General features: G+C 68.2%; 18 protein-coding genes and 1 pseudogene. 10 read left to right on the plus strand and 9 right to left on the minus strand.

Translation table 11 applies throughout. The features are described 5' to 3' along the window. The first annotated feature begins 81 nt into the window (after nucleotides 1-81). Entirely contained in the window at nucleotides 82-819 is a 738-nt protein-coding gene (locus tag E4J16_RS01920) for a phosphoglyceromutase (RefSeq protein WP_136194232.1), read from the plus strand. Between the two features lie 248 nt (nucleotides 820-1,067). On the opposite strand, the gene phoU is transcribed toward E4J16_RS01920, so the two are convergent. Next, nucleotides 1,068-1,727 carry a phosphate signaling complex protein PhoU gene (gene phoU, locus E4J16_RS01925; protein ID WP_136194233.1) on the minus strand — a complete coding sequence of 220 codons (660 nt, stop codon included), beginning with the start codon at nucleotides 1,725-1,727 and terminating at the stop codon, nucleotides 1,068-1,070. Between the two features lie 72 nt (nucleotides 1,728-1,799). Here phoU and E4J16_RS01930 point away from each other — a divergent pair, with 72 nt between their 5' ends. The 5 genes and pseudogenes from E4J16_RS01930 to E4J16_RS01950 all read left to right on the plus strand — a co-directional run bounded on the left by E4J16_RS01930 (nucleotide 1,800) and on the right by E4J16_RS01950 (nucleotide 6,727). Then, nucleotides 1,800-3,101: a sensor histidine kinase gene (locus E4J16_RS01930; RefSeq protein ID WP_136313096.1), complete on the plus strand. Its 1,302-nt coding sequence runs from the start codon at nucleotides 1,800-1,802 to the stop codon at nucleotides 3,099-3,101. Then, complete coding sequence (locus tag E4J16_RS01935) at nucleotides 3,098-3,820, plus strand: response regulator transcription factor (protein WP_136313097.1); 723 nt, start codon at nucleotides 3,098-3,100, stop codon at nucleotides 3,818-3,820. The genes E4J16_RS01930 and E4J16_RS01935 overlap by 4 nt, the downstream gene beginning before the upstream one ends. Nucleotides 3,821-3,894: 74 nt before the next feature. Beyond that, a complete protein-coding gene (locus E4J16_RS01940; RefSeq protein WP_136194236.1) occupies nucleotides 3,895-4,389 on the plus strand; it encodes a CarD family transcriptional regulator in 495 nt (164 codons plus the stop codon). 95 nt (nucleotides 4,390-4,484) lie between these two features. Further along, entirely contained in the window at nucleotides 4,485-5,237 is a 753-nt protein-coding gene (gene ispD, locus E4J16_RS01945) for a 2-C-methyl-D-erythritol 4-phosphate cytidylyltransferase (RefSeq protein WP_136313098.1), read from the plus strand. Between the two features lie 10 nt (nucleotides 5,238-5,247). Further along, nucleotides 5,248-6,727 (plus strand): annotated as a pseudogene (locus E4J16_RS01950) (MFS transporter). A 348-nt stretch (nucleotides 6,728-7,075) separates the two neighbouring features. On the opposite strand, the gene E4J16_RS01955 reads toward E4J16_RS01950, so the two are convergent. The 6 genes from E4J16_RS01955 to E4J16_RS01980 form a co-directional block, all read right to left on the minus strand. Beyond that, nucleotides 7,076-7,513 (minus strand): organic hydroperoxide resistance protein, encoded by a 438-nt coding sequence (locus E4J16_RS01955; RefSeq protein WP_204519916.1) that lies wholly within the window; start codon nucleotides 7,511-7,513, stop codon nucleotides 7,076-7,078. Between the two features lie 129 nt (nucleotides 7,514-7,642). Next, a complete protein-coding gene (locus E4J16_RS01960) occupies nucleotides 7,643-8,119 on the minus strand; it encodes a DUF2218 domain-containing protein (RefSeq protein WP_136194239.1) in 477 nt (158 codons plus the stop codon). Between the two features lie 96 nt (nucleotides 8,120-8,215). Next, nucleotides 8,216-10,279, minus strand: a complete 2,064-nt coding sequence (locus E4J16_RS01965; RefSeq protein ID WP_136313099.1) for a hypothetical protein — start codon at nucleotides 10,277-10,279, stop codon at nucleotides 8,216-8,218. A 324-nt stretch (nucleotides 10,280-10,603) separates the two neighbouring features. Further along, nucleotides 10,604-10,852: a hypothetical protein gene (locus E4J16_RS01970; RefSeq protein WP_136313100.1), complete on the minus strand. Its 249-nt coding sequence runs from the start codon at nucleotides 10,850-10,852 to the stop codon at nucleotides 10,604-10,606. 133 nt (nucleotides 10,853-10,985) lie between these two features. Then, nucleotides 10,986-11,987 (minus strand): sugar phosphate isomerase/epimerase family protein, encoded by a 1,002-nt coding sequence (locus E4J16_RS01975; RefSeq protein ID WP_136194242.1) that lies wholly within the window; start codon nucleotides 11,985-11,987, stop codon nucleotides 10,986-10,988. Nucleotides 11,988-12,439: 452 nt separating this feature from the next. Continuing rightward, on the minus strand, nucleotides 12,440-13,231 hold the full coding sequence (locus E4J16_RS01980; RefSeq protein ID WP_136313101.1) for a sugar phosphate isomerase/epimerase family protein: 792 nt from the start codon (nucleotides 13,229-13,231) through the stop codon (nucleotides 12,440-12,442). Between the two features lie 279 nt (nucleotides 13,232-13,510). Here E4J16_RS01980 and E4J16_RS01985 point away from each other — a divergent pair, with 279 nt between their 5' ends. The 3 genes from E4J16_RS01985 to E4J16_RS01995 all read left to right on the plus strand — a co-directional run bounded on the left by E4J16_RS01985 (nucleotide 13,511) and on the right by E4J16_RS01995 (nucleotide 15,408). Then, the gene (locus tag E4J16_RS01985) at nucleotides 13,511-13,813 is read left to right on the plus strand and encodes a hypothetical protein (protein ID WP_136313102.1); all 303 of its coding nucleotides are present in this window, start codon (nucleotides 13,511-13,513) and stop codon (nucleotides 13,811-13,813) included. Continuing rightward, nucleotides 13,788-14,168, plus strand: a complete 381-nt coding sequence (locus E4J16_RS01990) for a hypothetical protein (protein WP_136313103.1) — start codon at nucleotides 13,788-13,790, stop codon at nucleotides 14,166-14,168. The genes E4J16_RS01985 and E4J16_RS01990 overlap by 26 nt, the downstream gene beginning before the upstream one ends. Before the next feature lie 205 nt (nucleotides 14,169-14,373). Further along, nucleotides 14,374-15,408 carry a sugar phosphate isomerase/epimerase family protein gene (locus E4J16_RS01995; RefSeq protein WP_136313104.1) on the plus strand — a complete coding sequence of 345 codons (1,035 nt, stop codon included), beginning with the start codon at nucleotides 14,374-14,376 and terminating at the stop codon, nucleotides 15,406-15,408. A 60-nt stretch (nucleotides 15,409-15,468) separates the two neighbouring features. Here E4J16_RS01995 and E4J16_RS02000 read toward each other — a convergent pair whose 3' ends face one another. Next, nucleotides 15,469-15,753, minus strand: coding sequence for a putative quinol monooxygenase (locus tag E4J16_RS02000; protein WP_136313105.1), 285 nt, complete (start codon nucleotides 15,751-15,753; stop codon nucleotides 15,469-15,471). A gap of 195 nt (nucleotides 15,754-15,948) precedes the next feature. Continuing rightward, a complete protein-coding gene (locus tag E4J16_RS02005; protein ID WP_168708189.1) occupies nucleotides 15,949-17,154 on the minus strand; it encodes an ROK family protein in 1,206 nt (401 codons plus the stop codon). 395 nt (nucleotides 17,155-17,549) lie between these two features. Between E4J16_RS02005 and E4J16_RS02010 the strand changes: the two genes are divergently transcribed. Next, a complete protein-coding gene (locus E4J16_RS02010) occupies nucleotides 17,550-18,608 on the plus strand; it encodes a sugar phosphate isomerase/epimerase family protein (RefSeq protein WP_136313106.1) in 1,059 nt (352 codons plus the stop codon). The last annotated feature ends 6 nt before the right edge of the window (nucleotides 18,609-18,614 follow it).

Genomic DNA, 18,614 nt, shown 5'->3' on the forward strand with positions numbered 1-18,614 from the left:
GTCCGTGTCACCAGGCCCCTGGATCCGATTTAGGACCCAGGGGCCTGGTGACGTCTGCCCGGGCCTGGCACAATGTGCCCCATGGCTTACACCCTTGTGCTGCTCCGCCACGGCGAGAGCGAATGGAACGCTAAGAACCTGTTCACCGGCTGGGTGGACGTCGCGCTGTCTGAGAAGGGGCGTGCCGAGGCCGTCCACGGCGGTGAACTCCTCAAGGAGGCCGGCGTCCTGCCCGACAAGCTATTCACCTCCACGCTGCGGCGCGCCATCATGACCGCGAACCTGTCCCTGGACGCGGCCGACCGCCACTGGATCCCGGTGGAGCGGCACTGGCGGCTCAACGAGCGCCACTACGGCGCTCTCCAGGGCAAGAACAAGAAGGAGATCCGCGACCAGTACGGTGACGAGCAGTTCATGCTGTGGCGCCGCTCCTACGACGTTCCGCCGCCGGCCATTGAGCTCGGCTCGGAGTTCTCCCAGGACGCCGATCCGCGCTACGCCGGCGAGCCGATTCCCGCCACCGAGTGCCTGAAGGACGTCCTGGAGCGGCTGCTGCCGTACTGGGAGGAGACCATCGTCCCGGAGATCAAGACGGGCAAGACGGTCATGATCGCCGCTCACGGCAACTCTCTGCGTGCCATCGTCAAGCACCTCGATGAGATCTCCGACGACGACATCGCCGGTGTCAACATTCCCACCGGCATTCCGCTCGTCTACGAGCTCGATGAGGAGACCCTCAAGCCCATCAAGAAGGGTGGTCGCTACCTGGACCCCGACGCCGAGGCGAAGATCGCCGCGGTCGCGAACCAGGGCAAGTGACTTGCTGATTCGCTGAGCAGGGCGCGCGCTGCGCCGGAGTTCACGCTCCGGAGTCGTGCGCAGTGATGGACACGGCGGGGCGGGACGACGATTCATGAGTCGTCCCGCCCCGCCCCGTATGCCGCACGAGCGCATCCGACGGCTCGCGGCCGGGCACAACCGGGTTACGCCTGGTCACGAGCACCGCTCGCGGGGGCTATGGCCGCAGTTCCGGGAGGTGGCGGGGTCCGCGTGTGGCGGCGCCGCGGTCAGGACTCATTCGGGCCGGGCACGGTAATGCCCGAGACCAGGTAGGCCATGCGGCGAGCGACCGACGTCGAGTGATCGCCGAATCGTTCCAGGAAGCGCCCCATGAGTACTGCATCGACGACTTGCTGACGGGTGAGCTCGATTTCCGGGTCGAGGATCATCTGGAAGGACTGCCGGTGCAGCGCATCCAGCTCGGCGTCGCGGCGCTGGATCTCAGCGGCGAGCTCCAGGTCCTGGGTGTCGATCAGGGTGCGCACATCGCGGCCGGCCTGCACCGCCGCGTCAGCCATTTTCACCATGAGGCCGAAGATCGGCTCTGGCGCCGGCGGGAGCGGGTAGCGTCCCCGGGCGATGGCCGCGACGTGGCGGGCGAGGTCCCCCTGCCGTTCCAGGGTCTGGGCCATGCGTAGTGCGGAGATGACGTTGCGCAGGTCGCGGTCCACGGGCTGCTGACGCGCGAGCAGCATGACGCACATGTCGTCGATGTCGCGTTGGAGGTCGTTGATGCGCTCATCGGCGTCGATCACCTGCTCGGCGACGATGATGTCCCCGGTGCGCAGGGACTCGGCGGCACGCTCAATGGCGGTGGCCACCTGCGCCGCCATTGACGCCAGGTCGGTTCCCAGCTGTTTCAGCTCCTGGTTGAAGATGTCGCGCACGGTGAGCCTCCCAAGTCGCTGGCGCGGCGCCGGGCTCGCGGATCACCCGGGCACAGCTCTACCCTAGGGGGCGTGGGAACCGTTTGGTTGATCATCGCCGTGGCCGTAGCGGGTGTCGCCGCCGGCGCGGCGGCAGGACTCGCCCTCGGGCACGCCACTCGCGATGCCCGTGGCAACGGGATAGTAGCCGGGTCCACGCTCGAGCGCGATGGGCTGATCCCGATTCTCGCCGCGCTGAGCTCGACCGTCGTACTGCTCGACGACGACGGCGAGGTCCTGCGGGCCTCCGCGGCCGCCTACACCTACAACATCGTGCGCGACGACGAGGTCAGCGAGCCGCAGGTCGCCGCGATGATCGAGCGCGTACGCGCCACCGGCAGGGCGGAGGACGCCGAGATCACCGTGGCGCGGGGGCGCGTTGCGGGCGCCGGCAACTTCCACTTGCAGATCCGTGTGGCAGGCATCGGCCGCGGGCGCGTCCTGGTGCTCATCGAGGATCGCACCGCCGCCCGACGCGTGGAGGACATGCGCCGCGACTTCGTTGTCAACGCCTCCCACGAGCTCAAGACTCCGGTCGGCGCGATTTCGCTGCTGGCTGAGACCGTGCGCGAGAACGCCGACGATCCCACGCTGGTCGCCGACTACGCCGCGCGCATGAACCGGGAGTCGCACCGCCTGGAGCTGCTGGTGGGGGACATCATCGAGCTCTCCCGCCTGCAGGACGGGGATGCGCTGGTGGAACCGGAGGACGTGAGCGTCGACGACGTCGTCGTCGACGCCCTGGACCGGGTACGGGTGGAGGCGGATGCCAAGGAGGTCGCGCTGGTGTCCGGCGGCACCGAGGACCTGCACGTGCTGGGTGACGCCTCCCTGCTGGTCACCGCCGTCAGCAACCTGCTGGACAACGCCATCCGCTACTCCGACCCGCGCACGCGCGTCAGCGTGGGGCTGAGCACGGACGCCGACGACCCGGAACTGGTGCGCATCGCCGTCGTCGACCAGGGGATCGGCATCCCCAAGGACGCGCAGTCCCGCGTATTCGAGCGCTTCTACCGGGTGGACAAGGCGCGCTCGCGGGCCACCGGCGGCACCGGGCTGGGCCTGTCGATCGTCAAGCACGTGGCCGCCGACCACGGCGGCACCGTGGAGCTCTGGTCCACACCCGGGCGGGGGAGTACCTTCACTCTGGTGCTGCCCAGGCACCGTACCGCGGCGGACCAGTCGGCCCCCGACCTCGAGGCGGTCCAGGCGGTGGCCAGCGGCGCCGCCGGCGCCTCATTCGCCGCCATAGCCGCCATCTCCGATGCACCGGATCAGCGTGCCGAGCAGAGCACGCGCCTCCCGGGGCCGGACCCGGAGGAGGAACAGCCATGACTCGCATCCTGCTGGTGGAGGACGAGGAGAACTACCGTGAGCCGCTGGCACTGAACCTGCGGCGTGACGGCTTCGACGTCGTCGAGGCGCAGGACGGCGCGGCCGCCATCCATCGGTTCGAGGCCTCCACCGCACCGGATGGCCCCGGCTCCATCGACCTGGTACTGCTGGACCTGATGCTGCCACGCATGTCGGGTGCCGAGGTGTGTCGCCGCATCCGCCGCTCCTCCCGCGTACCGGTCATCATGCTCACGGCGCGTGACGCGGAGATGGACAAGATTGCGGGACTGGAGCTCGGTGCTGATGACTATGTCACCAAGCCCTACTCATACCGCGAGCTCGTCGCCCGGGTGCATGCCGTGCTGCGTCGCACCGTGGAGGAGGTGCCCGAGGAATCGGTGCTGACTGCGGGGAGGGTGAGCATGGATGTGGCCCGTCACGAGGTGAGCGTGGACGGACAGGTCATCGCCATGCCCAAGCGCGAGTTCGAGCTGCTGGAGCTGTTCCTGCGGCACCCCGACCACGTGCTCACCCGCGGCCAGATCATTGAGCGCCTGTGGGGCGCCAACTACGTGGGTGATACCAAGACGCTCGACGTACACGTCAAGCGCATCCGCGCCAAGATCGAGGTCGACCCGAGCTCCCCGAAGCTGCTGACCACCGTGCGCGGCGTGGGCTACCGGCTGGTGACCGCGCCTGACCCCGGGCCTGCCGTGTGAGCTAGCTCCCCGGCCTTCCGGCGTCATTTCCTGATAAACTAGTACCCCGCGACAAATCTGGAGTGACCTCACACATGACATTTGAAGTCGGCGAGACCGTTGTCTATCCCCACCACGGAGCCGCCCGGATCATTGACATCCGGCAGCGCAAGGTCAGGGGTGAGGAGAAGACCTACTTGCAGCTCGAGGTCGCGCAGGGCGACCTGACGATTCTGGTTCCGGCAGACAGCGTCGACCTCATCGGGGTGCGCGACGTCGTTGACGAGTCCGGGCTTGAGCGCGTCTTCGAGGTTCTGCGCGCGCCGCTGACGGAGGAACCCACCAACTGGTCGCGGCGCTTCAAGGCGAACCAGGAGAAGATCGCCTCCGGTGACGTCATCAAGGTCGCCGAGGTCGTGCGCGACCTGTCCCGTCGTGACACCGACAGGGGCCTGTCCGCGGGGGAGAAGCGCATGCTGGCCAAGGCCCGGCAGATCCTCGTCTCTGAGCTCGCGCTCGCGCAGAAGACCGCCGAGGAGGAGGCTGAAAGCACGCTCGATGAGGTGCTGGCCTCCGGCACGGCGGCCTGAAGGCATCCACCCCGGTTCCCGTTGTCTTGACACTCGTCGCGGCCTGAAACCCGGCTGCGGCCGCGCGGTCCCGCGACACTGGTAAGGTCCCGCGCATGTCGGATAAGACCGCTGGGATCGCCGTCGCCGTACTCACTGCTGCCGGCTCCGGCACCAGGCTCGGCGCCCGGTGCCCCAAGGCGTTGGTGGAGGTTGGCGGCGAGTCCCTGCTGCACCGGGCCGCCCGCGGCCTGCTCGCCTCCGGCGTCATCGACCACATCACCATCACCGCTCCCGGCCCCGAGGTCGACCGTTTCACCGCGGAGGTTGTCGACCTCGCGGGTGAAGGGGCTGTCGCCGTCGTTGCCGGCTCGCCGGACTCCCGGCAGGCCTCGGTCGCCCTGGGACTGGACGCCGCGCTGAAAGCACGCCCCGAGGCTGAAGTGGTGTTGGTGCACGACGCCGCGCGCGCCCTGACCCCGCCCGACCTGATCCGGCGCATCGTCGCCGCCGTGCGCGCGGGGCACGACGCCGTCGTCCCCGGGCTGCCCGTGGTCGACACCGTCAAGGAGGTGACCGACGAGGGGGAGCGGGTGGAGCGAGTGGTGGGCACCCCGGACCGTGCACGGCTGCGGGCGATCCAGACCCCGCAGGGCTTCGCCCGCGCCACACTCGAGGCCGCGCACCAACTGGGGGCGCTCCGCGCCGCCGATGAGGCCCAGGCCGCCAGGGACGACGCCGCTCTGGTGGAGGCGATGGGCGGCCGGGTCGTCGTCGTCGCCGGGGACCCGCTTGCCCTGAAGGTGACTACGCCACTGGACCTGGCTCTCGCCGAGGTACTCGCCCGCCGGGAGGGCATTCGGTCTTAGGCTCTAGGCCATGAGGCCACATATTCCGGGACGGGATGCCGAGTTCACCCCGGCCGGGGCGGCGGACGGTGACCGCGCCGCGCCGACGCGCGGCAAGCTGCTGACCTGGCCGGTCCTCGCCTGGGGGTTGTGGGACTGGGGCTCGGCGGCCTTCAACGCGGTGATCACCACCTTCGTCTTCTCGGTCTACCTCACCAGTTCAGCGTTCGGCGATCCCGCCGCCAACGGAGTCGGCCCTCTCGGTGGGGCTTGCCCTCGCGGGGGCATGCATTGCCCTGCTCGCCCCGGTCACCGGGCAGCGCGCCGACCGTGCCGGCAGCACCGTGTTTTGGCTGGGGGTGTACACGGCGATCGTGGTCGCTGTCAGCGCGGCTCTGTACTTCGTGCTGCCCGAGCCCGGCTACCTGTGGCTGGGAATCACGCTGCTCGGGATCGGCAATGTGTTCTTCGAACTGGCATCCGTCAACTACAACGGGCTGCTGTCCCGCCTGGCCACCAAGGACCGGGTGGGCGCCGTGTCCGGGCTCGGCTGGGGCATGGGCTACCTCGGCGGCATCGTGCTGCTGCTGATCCTGTACGTCGGCTTCATCAACCCGGAGGTCGGCTGGTTCGGGGTGACGGACGAGAACCGCATGGATATCCGTGTTTCCATGCTGGTGTCCGCCGGCTGGTTCGGTCTGTGCGCGATCCCCGTGCTGGTCACCCAGTCCGGCAAGCACGCCTGGCGGCGGTGGGCCGCGATCGAGGCCGCCGCCGGTGGGGACGACCGCGCCCTGGCCGGGTTGGAGAGCGAGCCCGTGGATCCGGTTGAGGCGCCGGCGCGGATCATGCGCCACGAGCCCCTGGCCGCCTCCTACAAGCACCTGTGGCGCACGCTCGTGGGACTGTATCGCACCCATCCGGAGGTGCTGTGGTTCCTGCTGGCGGCGGCGGTATTCCGCGACGGGCTGGCCGGGGTGTTCACCTACGGCGGGATCATCGCCCAGAACACCTTCGGCTTCACCTCCGGCGAGGTGATCGTCTTCGCCGTTGCCGCCAACGTGGTTGCCGGCGTCGCCACCATTGCCGCCGGACGGCTGGACGACCTGCTCGGCCCCCGCCGAGTCATCCTGGGCGCGCTGACGGTGCTGGTAGTGGCCGGCCTACTCGTGTTCGTCCTGCACACGGCGGGCGCACGAGTCTTCTGGATACTGGGCCTGGTGCTGTCCGGTTGTGTGGGGCCCGCCCAGTCCGCGGCCCGCTCCTATCTGGCCCGGCTGGCACCGCAGGGGCGTGAGGGCGAGATCTTCGGCCTGTACGCCACGACCGGGCGGGCCGTGTCATTCATGGCGCCCATGATGTACGGAGCATCCATTTGGGTGGGCACGCACATGGTAGGCGCCGGTGCCGGCTACTGGGGCATTCTCGGGATCGTGACGGTGCTCGCCGTCGGCCTGCTGCTCATGCTGCGGGTCCAGGACCCCGCCGGACGCATCATCGTTGGCGAGTGAGGCCCCGCGCGTTTACATGAGCGCGGGCAGAGGCAGCGGCACTGTTCCAGGCTGGCATGCGGGCCCCGCCGCACACATAGGAGTGCAGCAGCGGACTCAGCGGCGCTGCTCCCGGCCGACGTGCGTGCCCCCGCCGCACGCTTACGAGCATGACCTGCTCCGAGCGAAGAGGCTTTTCGCCCGTCATTTCAACGTTCTCGTATTTCGGACGAAAATGTGGATGTGCTCCTGCGTGCGCCGAGGAGCTCGGCGCACGCAGGAGCACATCGACGCTGCTAGCGTGATCGAGTTTTCCGCGGAATCTCGCGGATCTTGCAATCGGTCCCGATGGTTGAGCGTGCGGCGGTCTCAGTCGTCGGAGACGGTGATGGTCACCGGGATGTTGCCGCGGGTGGCATTGGAGTAGGGGCACATCTGGTGAGCGGCCTCTGCCAGCGCCTGCGCCGCATCATGCGGCTGCGCGGGAATGACAACCTCCAACTCGACGGCCAGGCCGAAACCGCCCTCGCCGTTGGAGCCGATGGATACCCGGGCGCCGACACTGGAGTCACCCAGTTCAGCCTTCTGCATGCGGGCCACACCCTGCAGGGCGGAGTGGAAGCAGGCGGCGTAACCGGCGGCGAACAGCTCCTCCGGGTTGGGCAGGTTCGCGCCGGAGCCGCCCATCTCCTTCGGCACGGCCAGGTCGGTGTCGATGCGGCCGGTGGAGGAGGCGACGTGACCGTTGCGGCCGTCACCGGAGGCCAGGGCTTCGATGGTGTAAATGGGAGTGATGGCGTCGGGCATGGTGGACCTTCTTATGCTGTGCGGTTACGTAGTGCTGATGTCTGTCCGTACAGGGCCGGCATCCGATTGGACGGCCGGCCCAGCACGGACGTCCGACGGGGGACAGGATTGCGTGTATCGGTAGCTTTGTCAGCCCCGCAGGTCCGGGAAGTCCTCGGCGGCGTCGGACTCGCCCTCGCGCGCTGCGTGCTCCTCGTACTCTGCGCGCAGGCGGTCCAGGTCCTCCTTGGTCAGCGGGCCCTGCGTGGTACCGGCGGAACCGTCCTGGCGCGTCCAGGAGACGACTAAGCCGTCCTCGTAGCCGAAGCGCGCCAGGTGCCGACCGGCGACCTCCTCCAGGCGCGGCAGCTCCTGCGCGGAAGCCGACAGGGTCAGGACGAGTGCGTCGTCCTCGCAGGCCAGGTCCGCCACGCCGGTCACGGCCCCGTCGCGGTTGAAGACCAGGTGACCGGTGGACTCGGCCCCATTCCACTCGCCGTCGATCCTGCGGCTCATGTGGCTGACAAGGCGGCGCCCGTAGTCGGCCGGCTTGACGGTCGCCACGCGGGCCACCGAGCGGGAGCCGAAGTCCGGAGTCTCATTCGCATTTGCTGAACTTGTGGTCATGTAATGAGGCTAGCGTCGTGATTGAGGCCCGCCTAGCCTTATCGCCCATGGCTGAGTACCCGGGATATCGCCCGCATCGGGAATACGACGAGTGCCTCAGGCGGGTCGCCCCATGGGCGCCGCGGGTCGGTTGCTGAGCCCGATGACGACGGTCTCACTGTTACCGGAACTCCCGGAGCCGAAGGAGACCCGGGCGGAGCCATCCGGGTCTTCGGCGGTGGCCGAGCGCGAGCACGCCAGGGCGATGATGCCGGGCGCCGGCACCAGGTAACCGTCGTCGAGGTAACGCTGGTCGGCCGCGGAGACCGCGGTGTGGCCCTCAATAGCGTCGCGGTCCAGGTGTACGGCGGTGGCGCCGTCCGGGGCGACGATGTCGAAGCCGACGTCGTCTGGGGAAGAAGTGCTTCCGGAGCGCCTGGTGGTGAGGATGTCGAGGTACCCGCGGCCGGAGGCCCGCTCGGTCAGCGCCTGGACGGCGCTGACCTGCCCGGTAGCGGGATCGAAGACGGCGTCGGTGGAGTCGGCCGAGGAACCGGCTTGGACGCGCAGCGTCCTGGCGGCGTGGTTCTGTACCGGTGCCGTGAAGTCACCCAGGGGCACGACGGATGTGGGCGTGGCGCCGGATAGGGCGTCGAGGTTGACGGCATCCAGGGGGTGGACGGTTGTCTCGGCGGTGTCCTGGCTCTGGTCCGCGAGCTTCTGGTAGACGGTGTCGGGGGCGTGGTAGCGCACGGTCCACCCGTCGACCACGACCGGGCCGCCATGGCGTCCGGCGGGGACGATGCCGTCGACGGTGGTGATGGCGGTGGGGTCATCATCGGGCGCGAGGGTCAGCTCGCACCATCCCTCCCGGTCGCTCGGGCAGTAGGTGCCCAGGATGAGGGTCGAATGCCCGCCCTGGAAGAACGAGGCGGGCTCCCAGCCGGAGATCGCGCAGCCCCAGTCGTCCTCGCAGACCGGGAGACGTGTCTCCGGCACTGTGGTCAGGAGGGAACCATCCGTCAGCGACAACACGTCGTCGTCGACCATGAGCACGTGGTCGGTGATCTGTAGGTGGTTCTCGGTGCCTGACCAATCAGGATTGGAGTGGTGGTGCATGTGTTCGAAGGCGATGCGCCCGGTGGCGGTGTCGATGCCCACGAGCAGGGTGCGGGTCGGGCCGGCGCCGTAGGCGACGACCAGGTGTGCGCGGTTCGGGCTGAGGGCCGCGTAGCAGGACGCCTCCCGCTGGTCGCCGTCGCAGTCGCCGATCGCAATGGTTGACGCCGCGCGGGTTTGGATCCAATCGGTGTAGCCGCTGTTGGGATCGAGTCCGAGAACGCCGTGGTCGGTGATGACCATGGGGGTGAACGCTCCCGCCACGACGCCTCGGACGGGCTCGGTCTCGTCGAACACCCGCTGCCAAGCGACGTCGTCGTCGATCGTGTCGGGGACCGTCACCGGGCGCACGGCGGTCAGCCACACGGACCGGGCGCGGTCCGGGAAGGACAGGTACGGGACGATGACCGTGGAGGCGGCGATGACCAGCGTGAGAACTGCGGCGGCCAGCGCTGTCGGCGTGGGGCGCAGGCGGCGTTGGAGCGGTCGGGGCGCCGCTGGGTGCCGCTGTCGGGTCAGGCGCAGCAGGACGTCGGCGGTGACGGTCAGGGCCAGCCCCGCGGCGGTGATGGTGAGTGGGAACAGCGTCGGATAATTCATGCCGATCTCCCCGGACTGTTGCAGCCACAGTCTGCCGAGGAGGACCGTCATAGTGAATGCCGGCACGATGACCAGGAGCAGCACGAGCAGAGTGACGACCCGGGTGCGGTGATGACGGGGGCGTACGCCGACCAGGCGCGTATAGCACACCCAGACCAGTATGGCCACGGGCATCAGTAGGGCGAGACCGAGGATGAGCACGTCGGCCGCGGCCTCCAGCATGCCGGGGTTGCGTGATGCCTGGCTCATGGCCCGGGCTCCGGCCACGACGGCGGTGATCGCTCCTCCTGCGCGCAGACCGCATAGGACCTCGAAGGTGCTCCGGGTCTCGGTGGCGGCTTCACGCATGGACGACGGCGGAGGGGGCGGGACCTCCGGGGCGGGGCGGGTGCCGTAATCGGCGGATCGAGCGCCTGAGGACGGTGCTGCGTCGTGGGAGGTGGAGCCGTGGGAGGGACACATGAGTTAAGGATGACAGCTGACGGCGGAGTAGGGGGCACTTCGTGGTGGCGTTGTCATCGGCCGATCGCGGTGAGTTCCTAGCCGAGGCCGACCACCACGGTTTGGTGGTTGCTGGAGGGTTATTCATGGGGTGTATGTGAAGGTGAGTGCGAGTATGGCGGTGACGGTTGTTGGGAAGGTTTGTATGGGTCCTCTGTAGCCGGTGTGCAGGGTGCGCCAGGTCTTGAGGTTGGCGACGGCTCTCTCGGCGACATAGCGGATGCGGTTGATCGAGGTGTTGCGGCCTGTTTTCCGAGAAGCTTGGACTACGACACCCAAAGCCTCTCAGGAGCAGGCCGTCCTAACCCCCACCCGCCACACGCGCGTGTCGACAATCCCCCACACCCCCATGAATAACCCTCCCGCGAGCACGTGGTAGTAGTGGCCGGCCTGCTGCCAGGCCCAGACGCCGGTGATCACTGCGATGACCAGGGCGCCGAAGCGCAGACCGCGCAGCGCCTCTGTGCTGCGACGCCGGGCCGAGGTGACCGGGGCGGACGCGGGCGCAGCGTCGTCGTCGGGGGAAGCATCCACGATCCCAGGGCGACATACGGTGCCGCGCCTGGCCATGGGAAGTGCTGCCGAGATACCACGACGCGCCCCACAGCCTCCTGCCGGAGATTGTGGGGCGCGGCGTCGTCGGGTGCGTGCCGATGCTCTCCCCGGATCAGCGGTTGTCGAAGTGGGAGTCGAAGGCGGCGTCGGGCAGGTCATAGACGTGCTCGCGCGCGAACTTCAGGGCCATCGGGGCGCCGTGGAGGCGGTCCATGCCGGAGTCCTCCCATTCGATCGAGATGGGGCCCTCGTAGCCGATCTGGTTCAGTGTGCGGAAGTAGCCGTCCAGGTCGGCCTCGCCCAGGCCGGCGGAGACGAAAGTCCAGCCACGGCGCGGGTCGTCCCAGGGCAGGTGGCTGGACAGCCGGCCGTTGCGCCCGTCGAAGTGGGTCTTGGTGTCCTTGCAGTGGACGTGGTAGATGCGGTCGGCGAAGTCGGTGAGGAAGACGGCCGGGTCGATCTGCTGCCAGATCATGTGGGAGGGGTCCCAGTTGATGCCGAAGGCCTCACGGTTGTCGATGGCGTCCAGGGTGGCCTTGGTGGTCCAGTAGTCGTAGGCGATCTCGCTGGGGTGGACCTCAAGGGCGAACTTGACTCCCTCGGAGTCGAAGACGTCGATGATGGGGTTCCAGCGGCGGGCGAAGTCCTCATAACCGTCGGCGATCACGTCGGCTCCCACCGGCGGGTACATGGCCACGTACTTCCAGATCTTGGAGCCGGTGAAGCCGGTCACGACCTTGGCGCCGAGCTTGGCGGCCACCTTGGCGGTGAGCCTCAGCTCCTCGGCAGCGCGCTCGCGCACACCCTCCGCATCGCCGTCGCCCCAGACACGATCGGACAGCAGGCCGCGGTGGCGGAAGTCGATGGGGTCGTCGCAGATGCACTGGCCGGTGGAGTGGTTGGAGATGGCGTACACGCTCAGGTTGTGGCGGGCCAGCGTGTCCTTCCACTGCTGGCAGTAGGCGTCATCCTCGGCGGCGCGGTAGACGTCCAGGTGGTCGCCGGCCACGGGGACCTCCAGGCCGTCGAAGCCCCACTGCTCCGCCAGGGTGCACACCTCCTCGAAGGGCAGATCCACCCACTGGCCGGTGAACAGGTTGATGGGACGCGGCATGGCGAAGCTCCTTTGCAAACGTATGGTCGTCCGGAGGCTGACGCGGCGGCGCACGACCGGAGCCCCCCGACGAATGCGAAGCTACCGATCTCGGGCGGGGTACGGACAGAGCCAGGGGCCCGCCTTCTGCGCGCAAGGTGCAGAAGGTCGGTGCTGTGCGCTCTTAGGTCATGTCGTGTTGTTCGTTTGCGGTTGTGGGTCGGTACTGGTGATGTGGGAGGTGGCCTGGTCGCCGGCGGTCGGCGGGGCGAGTGGGCCTTGCGCCGCCCCGTTGGACCGCTCACGCCCCGTTGGACCGCTCACTTCCCGTTGGACCGCTGTAACCGGCGGCTACGGCGGTCCAACGGGGGCACAGGGGTCCAACGGGGGGACAGCGGTCCAACCAGGCCCGACCGGCCACGCACACGGGCACCCGACCGCGCACCGCCGCCCAAGCACTCGGACAACCGGACCTAGGCGTCGTGCTCGCGCAGCCAGGCCAATGAGGCCGCGATGCCCTCGAAGACGTCGCCCGCATAGTCATCGAACTCGACCACGCGCAGTGCCCGCGGCGCCGCACGCAGCGACGCGGCGACGTCGACCTCGCCGCTGCCGGCCGGCCGCTGCTGGGCCGTGTACTGCGCCATGACGGCGGTGATTGCCTCGCTGCCGTCGGGAAGTCGCGGGGGAGTGGAGGGCAGGACGCCGTCCTTGACGTGGATCGCCCTGACCCGGTCGCCCAGGCGCCGCAGCAGCGCCGGTGCGTCCGCGCCGCCGAACGCGGCCCAGAACGCGTCCACTTCCAGGGCCACACCCGGCTCGAGGGCGTCGGCGAACACCTCAAGCGCGTGCCGGTCGTTGATCAGCGTGGACGTCTCCCAGGCGTGGTTGTGGTAACCGAGTGTTATCCCGGCCTGTGCGGCAAGGGCTGCCACCGCATTTGTCTTCTCCGCCAGTCGGGCGACGTCATCGGCGGTCCGCCAGCGGTCTGGCGGCAGGTACGGGTCGATGAGCAGCTCGACGCCGATCTCCTGCGCCGCCGCGAGGGTCGGCTCGGGGTCCTCGGCCTCGATGACTGAGGCGTGCGCGGTCGGGGCGGCGAGCCCGGCGGCGTCCAGGGCACCGCGCAGCCGCTCCGCCTGCTCGACGAAGGCGAAGGCCTCGACGCGGGTGTAGCCGATCTCGGCGATACGGGCGAGGGCGCCCTCCAGGTCTGCGGTGAGGGCGTCGCGGACGGTGTAGAGCTGGACGCTTGGAGCTGACATGGCGGGATCCTCCTTGACCGGTTCCCGCTATCCTCCCGCGGGCGTGCCGGAATCGCCAGGTCGGGGCGGTGCGCAACTGCACGTCCTGGGCGGAAGGGTCCTGCAAATCCCTACCTTCGGAGTCTGCGGATCCCTACCTTCAGCCATGCTGTGGGCATGGATACGGCACAGGAAGTGGGTATTGCCGACCTCCCGCGCGCCGTGGATGCGGCGGTCAGCAAAGCCCTCGAGTCCGTCGGGACCGTTGCGTTGTAGGGGCCGCGGGGATGCGGAAAGACCATGACCGGCCTGCATCACGCCGGATCGTACGTTCTGCTCGACGTCCCCGAGGCGCAGGCCGCCGCCGACGTCGACCCGCGCATATTGCTCGAGGGCGAGACGCCACGGCTGCTCGATGAGTGGCAGACCGTCCCGCAGGTCTGGAACCTTGCTCGCCGGGCGGTCGACTTCTCGAACCAGCCTGGGCGTTTCATCCTCACCGGTTCGGCTGTGCCTACCGCTGGCTCGGTAAAGGCACACCGGCGCGAGCCGATTCATCCGTATACGTCAGCGCACCATGACCTGGGCGGAGAAGACCGATGAACTGGCAACTCCAGGCATCGGGCTGCAAGACCTCTTTTCCGGCTCGCAGCTGACACCGTCAATGCGCACCAGCCCACTCGCCGATGTAGTCAACAATGTGCTCACTCCGGGCTTCCCTGCCTTGCGCGCAGCCGGCGCGCAGGTGCGGACCCGTGCGTTGAACGGCTATCTTCAGGACATCGCTACCACCTACTTGTTTACGCCGAGGCGGTGGGCGGCCGCGTGCATCGCCACCGGCGTTCCGGGCCGTCATCACCAGAATCGTCGTGACCCTTGCGACGGCCGTCCTCACTTTCTGGCTGATCGTGCGAAAGCCGGTCTCCGTTGCCTGGCCCGGAAGCGGCGCGGACCGTAGCGTAGTGGGCGTTCGGCGTCGACGGCGTCGGGGTGATCCCGCCCCGGACCGGTGACGACCGGGCTGGCCGGGAGCCGACGCAGACTCCCGGGTACCGGGGTTGAAAGGGCTATTCCCCCGGAACTGTGCGGTCGTCCGCGCTCGCAGTTCCGCGCGCCCGGCCCCGACCGCCTTACTTCCCACATGCAGAAGAAAGGACGGAAACATGGCACTCAAACGCGGAGTGACGCTGTACGCGCTCCAGGACGCCTACGGCCGGGGTGGCCTCGGGCTGGAGGGGTGCGTCAGTCTGGTTGAGAACATGGGCGCCCAGGGCATTGAGTTTCTCAGCGACCAGATGCTCAAAGGCGCCCAGAATGCCGGCGATGCCGCTATCGATGAGTTCAACGCGATCATGGAGCGACACCCGCTGGAGCGCGTTGCCAACGACATCTTCATCAATTCCTCCCTGTTCAGAAATCGGTGGCTGACCCTGGAGGAGCAGGTGGCCTCCCTTCAGGCGGATCTGCGGCTGGCGAAGCGACTCGGCTTCCCGCTCGTGCGCCTGGTCTCCCGAACCGACCCGGCCGTGGTACCGCCCGCGCTGCCGCTGGCGGAGAAGCTGGGCATCACCATGGCGGTCGAGGTACACGCAGGTATGAGCTTCGACCACCCCCTCACCGCCGCCTGGATCGGGCAGATGCGGGATCTGGACAACCCGCACGTCGGACTCGTGGTCGACTTCGGCATCTACTGCCACCGCTACCCCGAAATCGCTACGAACTACTTCCGTGTACAAGGGGTCAGCGAAGATGTGGTTGCGTACATCGCCGACATCTACGCCTCCGGATCCGACGGTCGCCGAGCCTTCCCGCGCGCTACTAAGGAGGGGAACCGGGACGTCTACGAGTTCCCCGAGGAGCTCACGCGCCTGTTCAAGTCGCCGGTGGATGAGGTGTACGCGACCAACGCCTCCGGCTATGAGAACACGTCCCTGGACACCTTGGACGAGTACCTGCCGTGGATCAAGTCCTTCCACGCCAAGTTCTGGGAAATGGTTCCCGACGGCGTCGGCGGCTACCAGGAGGCCTCCATCGACTACCCGGCCGTTGTCGCTCGCCTGAAGCAGCTCGACTACGACGGCTACCTGTGCAGTGAGTACGAGGGGCAGCGCTTCATCATCCCCGGGGACCCGATTCCCGACGTCGAGCAGTTGACCCGCCACCAGCAGATGCTCCAGGCACTGATCAGCGGAGAATGAGGCAGCCGGAACCGTCACGCCCTCAAGCCGGAACAGCCGCGTTTCCCGGGGCGATGGAGATCAGGTCGGCTCGTATTGGACGATCGCCGGAGCGCCGGTGGACAGGGCGAGCAGCTGGGGAATGATCGTTGTGAAGTGCGCCGAGGCGTTGTGCGTCTCAATGGCGTCGTCGTCGGCCCATGCCTCCAGGAAGGTGAGGGTCGCGGCGTCGTCGCGGGCGCGCAGCAGTTCGTAGGAGATGTTGCCGGACTCAGCGCGCGAGGCCTCCACCAGCTGACGCGCCGCGGCGGTGAACTCTGCGACGGCGTCGGGACGGACGGTGAATGTGGCGATGATGCGGATCATGGGAACTCCTTCGTGCAGGGGCGTGGCTGCCGGCGGTGCGGCTGCGGCATTACAACCGACCTCGGCATGTAACTTCTACCGACCTCGGTACGTAAGATCAACCGACCTCGGCATGTAACTTCTACCGACCTCGGTACGTAAGATCTACCGATCTCGGTGAGAGAAGGGGCGGGACGGGTGCGGGGTCAGGCGGGGTCAGGCGGTGGCGGCGGTGAACACCGAGTCGACGGCCAGCAGGGCGCAGCCGCGCAGCTCGTCGTCCAGTCCGCTGGCGGCGGGCAGGATCTCCAGGTCCGTGGTGGCCAGGGACAGCGCGCGCTCATCCACGATGCGCCTGATTACGTCCAGGAACATGGGGCACCCCTGCGGCATCGGCCCGGCCAGCACTACCCGTCCGGGGTTGAAGAAGCTGACGAGCATGGCCAGGGCGTCCCCGACGGCGGTCGCGGAGCGCACCATCAAGGTGACGCACTCGGTGTCGCCGGCATTCACGCCGACGACGATGTCCTCAATCGTCAGCTCGCCGCGTTGATCCAGGCATTCCTTCAAATGCGGGCTCAGCCCCTCGACTGCGGCCCGGCGGGCGTCACGCAGAAGCGCCCAGCCCCCCGCCACCGCCTCCAGGCAGCCGGTGCGCCCACAGCGGCAGATCACCGAGTCCACCCCGGACACCTGGACGTGCCCGATGTCGCCGGCGGCCCCCGCGGCCCCCAGGTGCAGGTGCCCGTTTGACATGATCCCCACCCCGATGCCGGTTCCCACCTGCAGGTAGAGGATATTGCCGGGCTCCCGGCTGGCCTGGTCGGGGAGTGCCGAGGCGTAGCCCAACAGCATGATGTTGACGTCATTGCCCGTACTCACCGGTACGTTCAGGGCCGCCTCAAGGGCGCCGACGACGTCGTAATTGTCCCAGCCCGGCATGATTGGGGGACTCGATGGCCGACCGGTGTCCTGATCGATCGGGCCGGGGAGCGAGACGCCGGCCGCCCACGCGGGTGGCTCGTGCCCGCGCGCCATCTCCTGCAACTCCGCGGCGGCGCGCGCCAGCGTGGCCTCAGGGCCGCGGGTGATGGGCCAGTTCAGGGTACGGTGCTCGAGCGGGTGCCCGGCCAGGTCCGTCACCGCCAGGCGCAGAGTCGAGGTGTGTACTCCCACGGTCAGCACCAGCCCGGACTCCTGCCGGAATCGCCAGGTGGCCGGGGCGCGGCCCCCGGTGGACGGTGCTGAGCCGTTCGGTGCGATCAGCCCGGCAGCGATCGCGGTGTTGATCAGGGCGGAGATGGTGTTGCGGCCCATCCCGGTGGAGCGTGCCAGCTGCTGCCGGGTAATCGCATGGCCAGTGCGGATGAGGTTGACGGTGGTGAGCACATCGGTGTCAATTGCGGCGATGGGACTGGACACGGCTGCCTCCCGGGATGAATGACCGCGGCGCCGCTGCGGGATGGGGCGTCGACCTGACATCAGCCTAATTCAGGCGTTAGCACAACCGCGCCCGCGCCGGCTGTGCTCGTGGCCTGCGGTGGCCCGCCGGCTCGCGCCCTCCGCTGTCACCAGCCCGCCGCATCGTGACCAGGGCGGGCTTCGACGTCGTCGCCGGGGCTAATGCCGTGATCGTGCAAAAGCCGCATCCGGGCGTCTGGCCGCCGGGAGCCGCCGCGCCATAGCCTCGGTGCATCCGGGGAATCCCGAGACAGTAGCGGCTATCAACCACGGGCAATCCCGCCCGCGGCGCCTGCCGGCCGCACGTGAACTCAGACCCTCCAGGAACCCTCCAAGGACGGAGAGAGGACGGATACATGACTATCAAGAAGGGCGTCTCCCTGTACTCACTGCAGGACGCCTACGGACGCGGCGGCCTCGGGCTCGAGGGCACCGTCGCTGCCGTCGAGGAAATGGGGACGCAGGGCATCGAGATCCTCTCCGACGAGATGATCCGCGGCGCCGCGCGCGCCAGCGAGGAGACCCTCACCGAGTGGGAGGCGATCATGGAGCGCCATCCGCTCGAGCGCGTCTCCAACGACATCTTCATCAACTCATCCCTGTACAAGAACCGCTGGCTGACACTTGAGGAGCAGGTCGAGCTGCTCAGCGCGGACCTGCGCCTGACTCACCGCCTGGGCTTCCCGCTGGTGCGCATCGTCTCCCAGACGGACCCGGCGGTCATCCGCCCGACCCTGCCGCTGGCGGAGAAGCTGGGCATCACCATGGCGGTCGAGGTACACGCCGGCATGAGCTTCGACCACCCGATGACGGAGGCCTGGATCAAGGAGATGAAGGAGGTCGACAACCCGCACGTCGGGCTCGTGGTCGACTTCGGCATCTACTGCCAGCGGCACCCGCGCGTGTCCACCAACTACTTCCGTGAGACGCTCGGGGTCAACGAGGACGTCATCAAGTACATCGACGACATCTTCGCCCGCGGTACCGACCCGCGCCAGTTCTTCCCCCGCAACCCGGAAAACCCGGACGACTACCTGTTCCCGGAGGAGCTGACCCGGCACTTCCGCACCTTCCAGGACCGCTTCTACGCCATGATGTCCACCGGGTATGAGAACACCCCGCTGGACACCCTGGACGAGTACCTGCCCTACATCAAGTCCTTCCACGGCAAGTTCTGGGAGGTCACCGATGAGGGCGAGGAGTACTCCATCGACTACGGCCGCATCTTCACCCGGCTGAACCAGCTGGGCTTCGACGGCTACGTGTGCTCCGAGTACGAGGGGCAGCGCTTCGTACTGCCGGGCGAGCCCATCGCCGACCTCGAGCAGGTGCGCCGTCACCAGGAGCTCATGGAACGGCACATAAGCGACGGCAAGGACGACGGCGCCGACGCCGCCCAGAACGACGGAAAGTGAGCAGCA

This window comes from Actinomyces procaprae (genome assembly GCF_004798665.1).
Classification (GTDB): domain Bacteria; phylum Actinomycetota; class Actinomycetes; order Actinomycetales; family Actinomycetaceae; genus Actinomyces; species Actinomyces procaprae.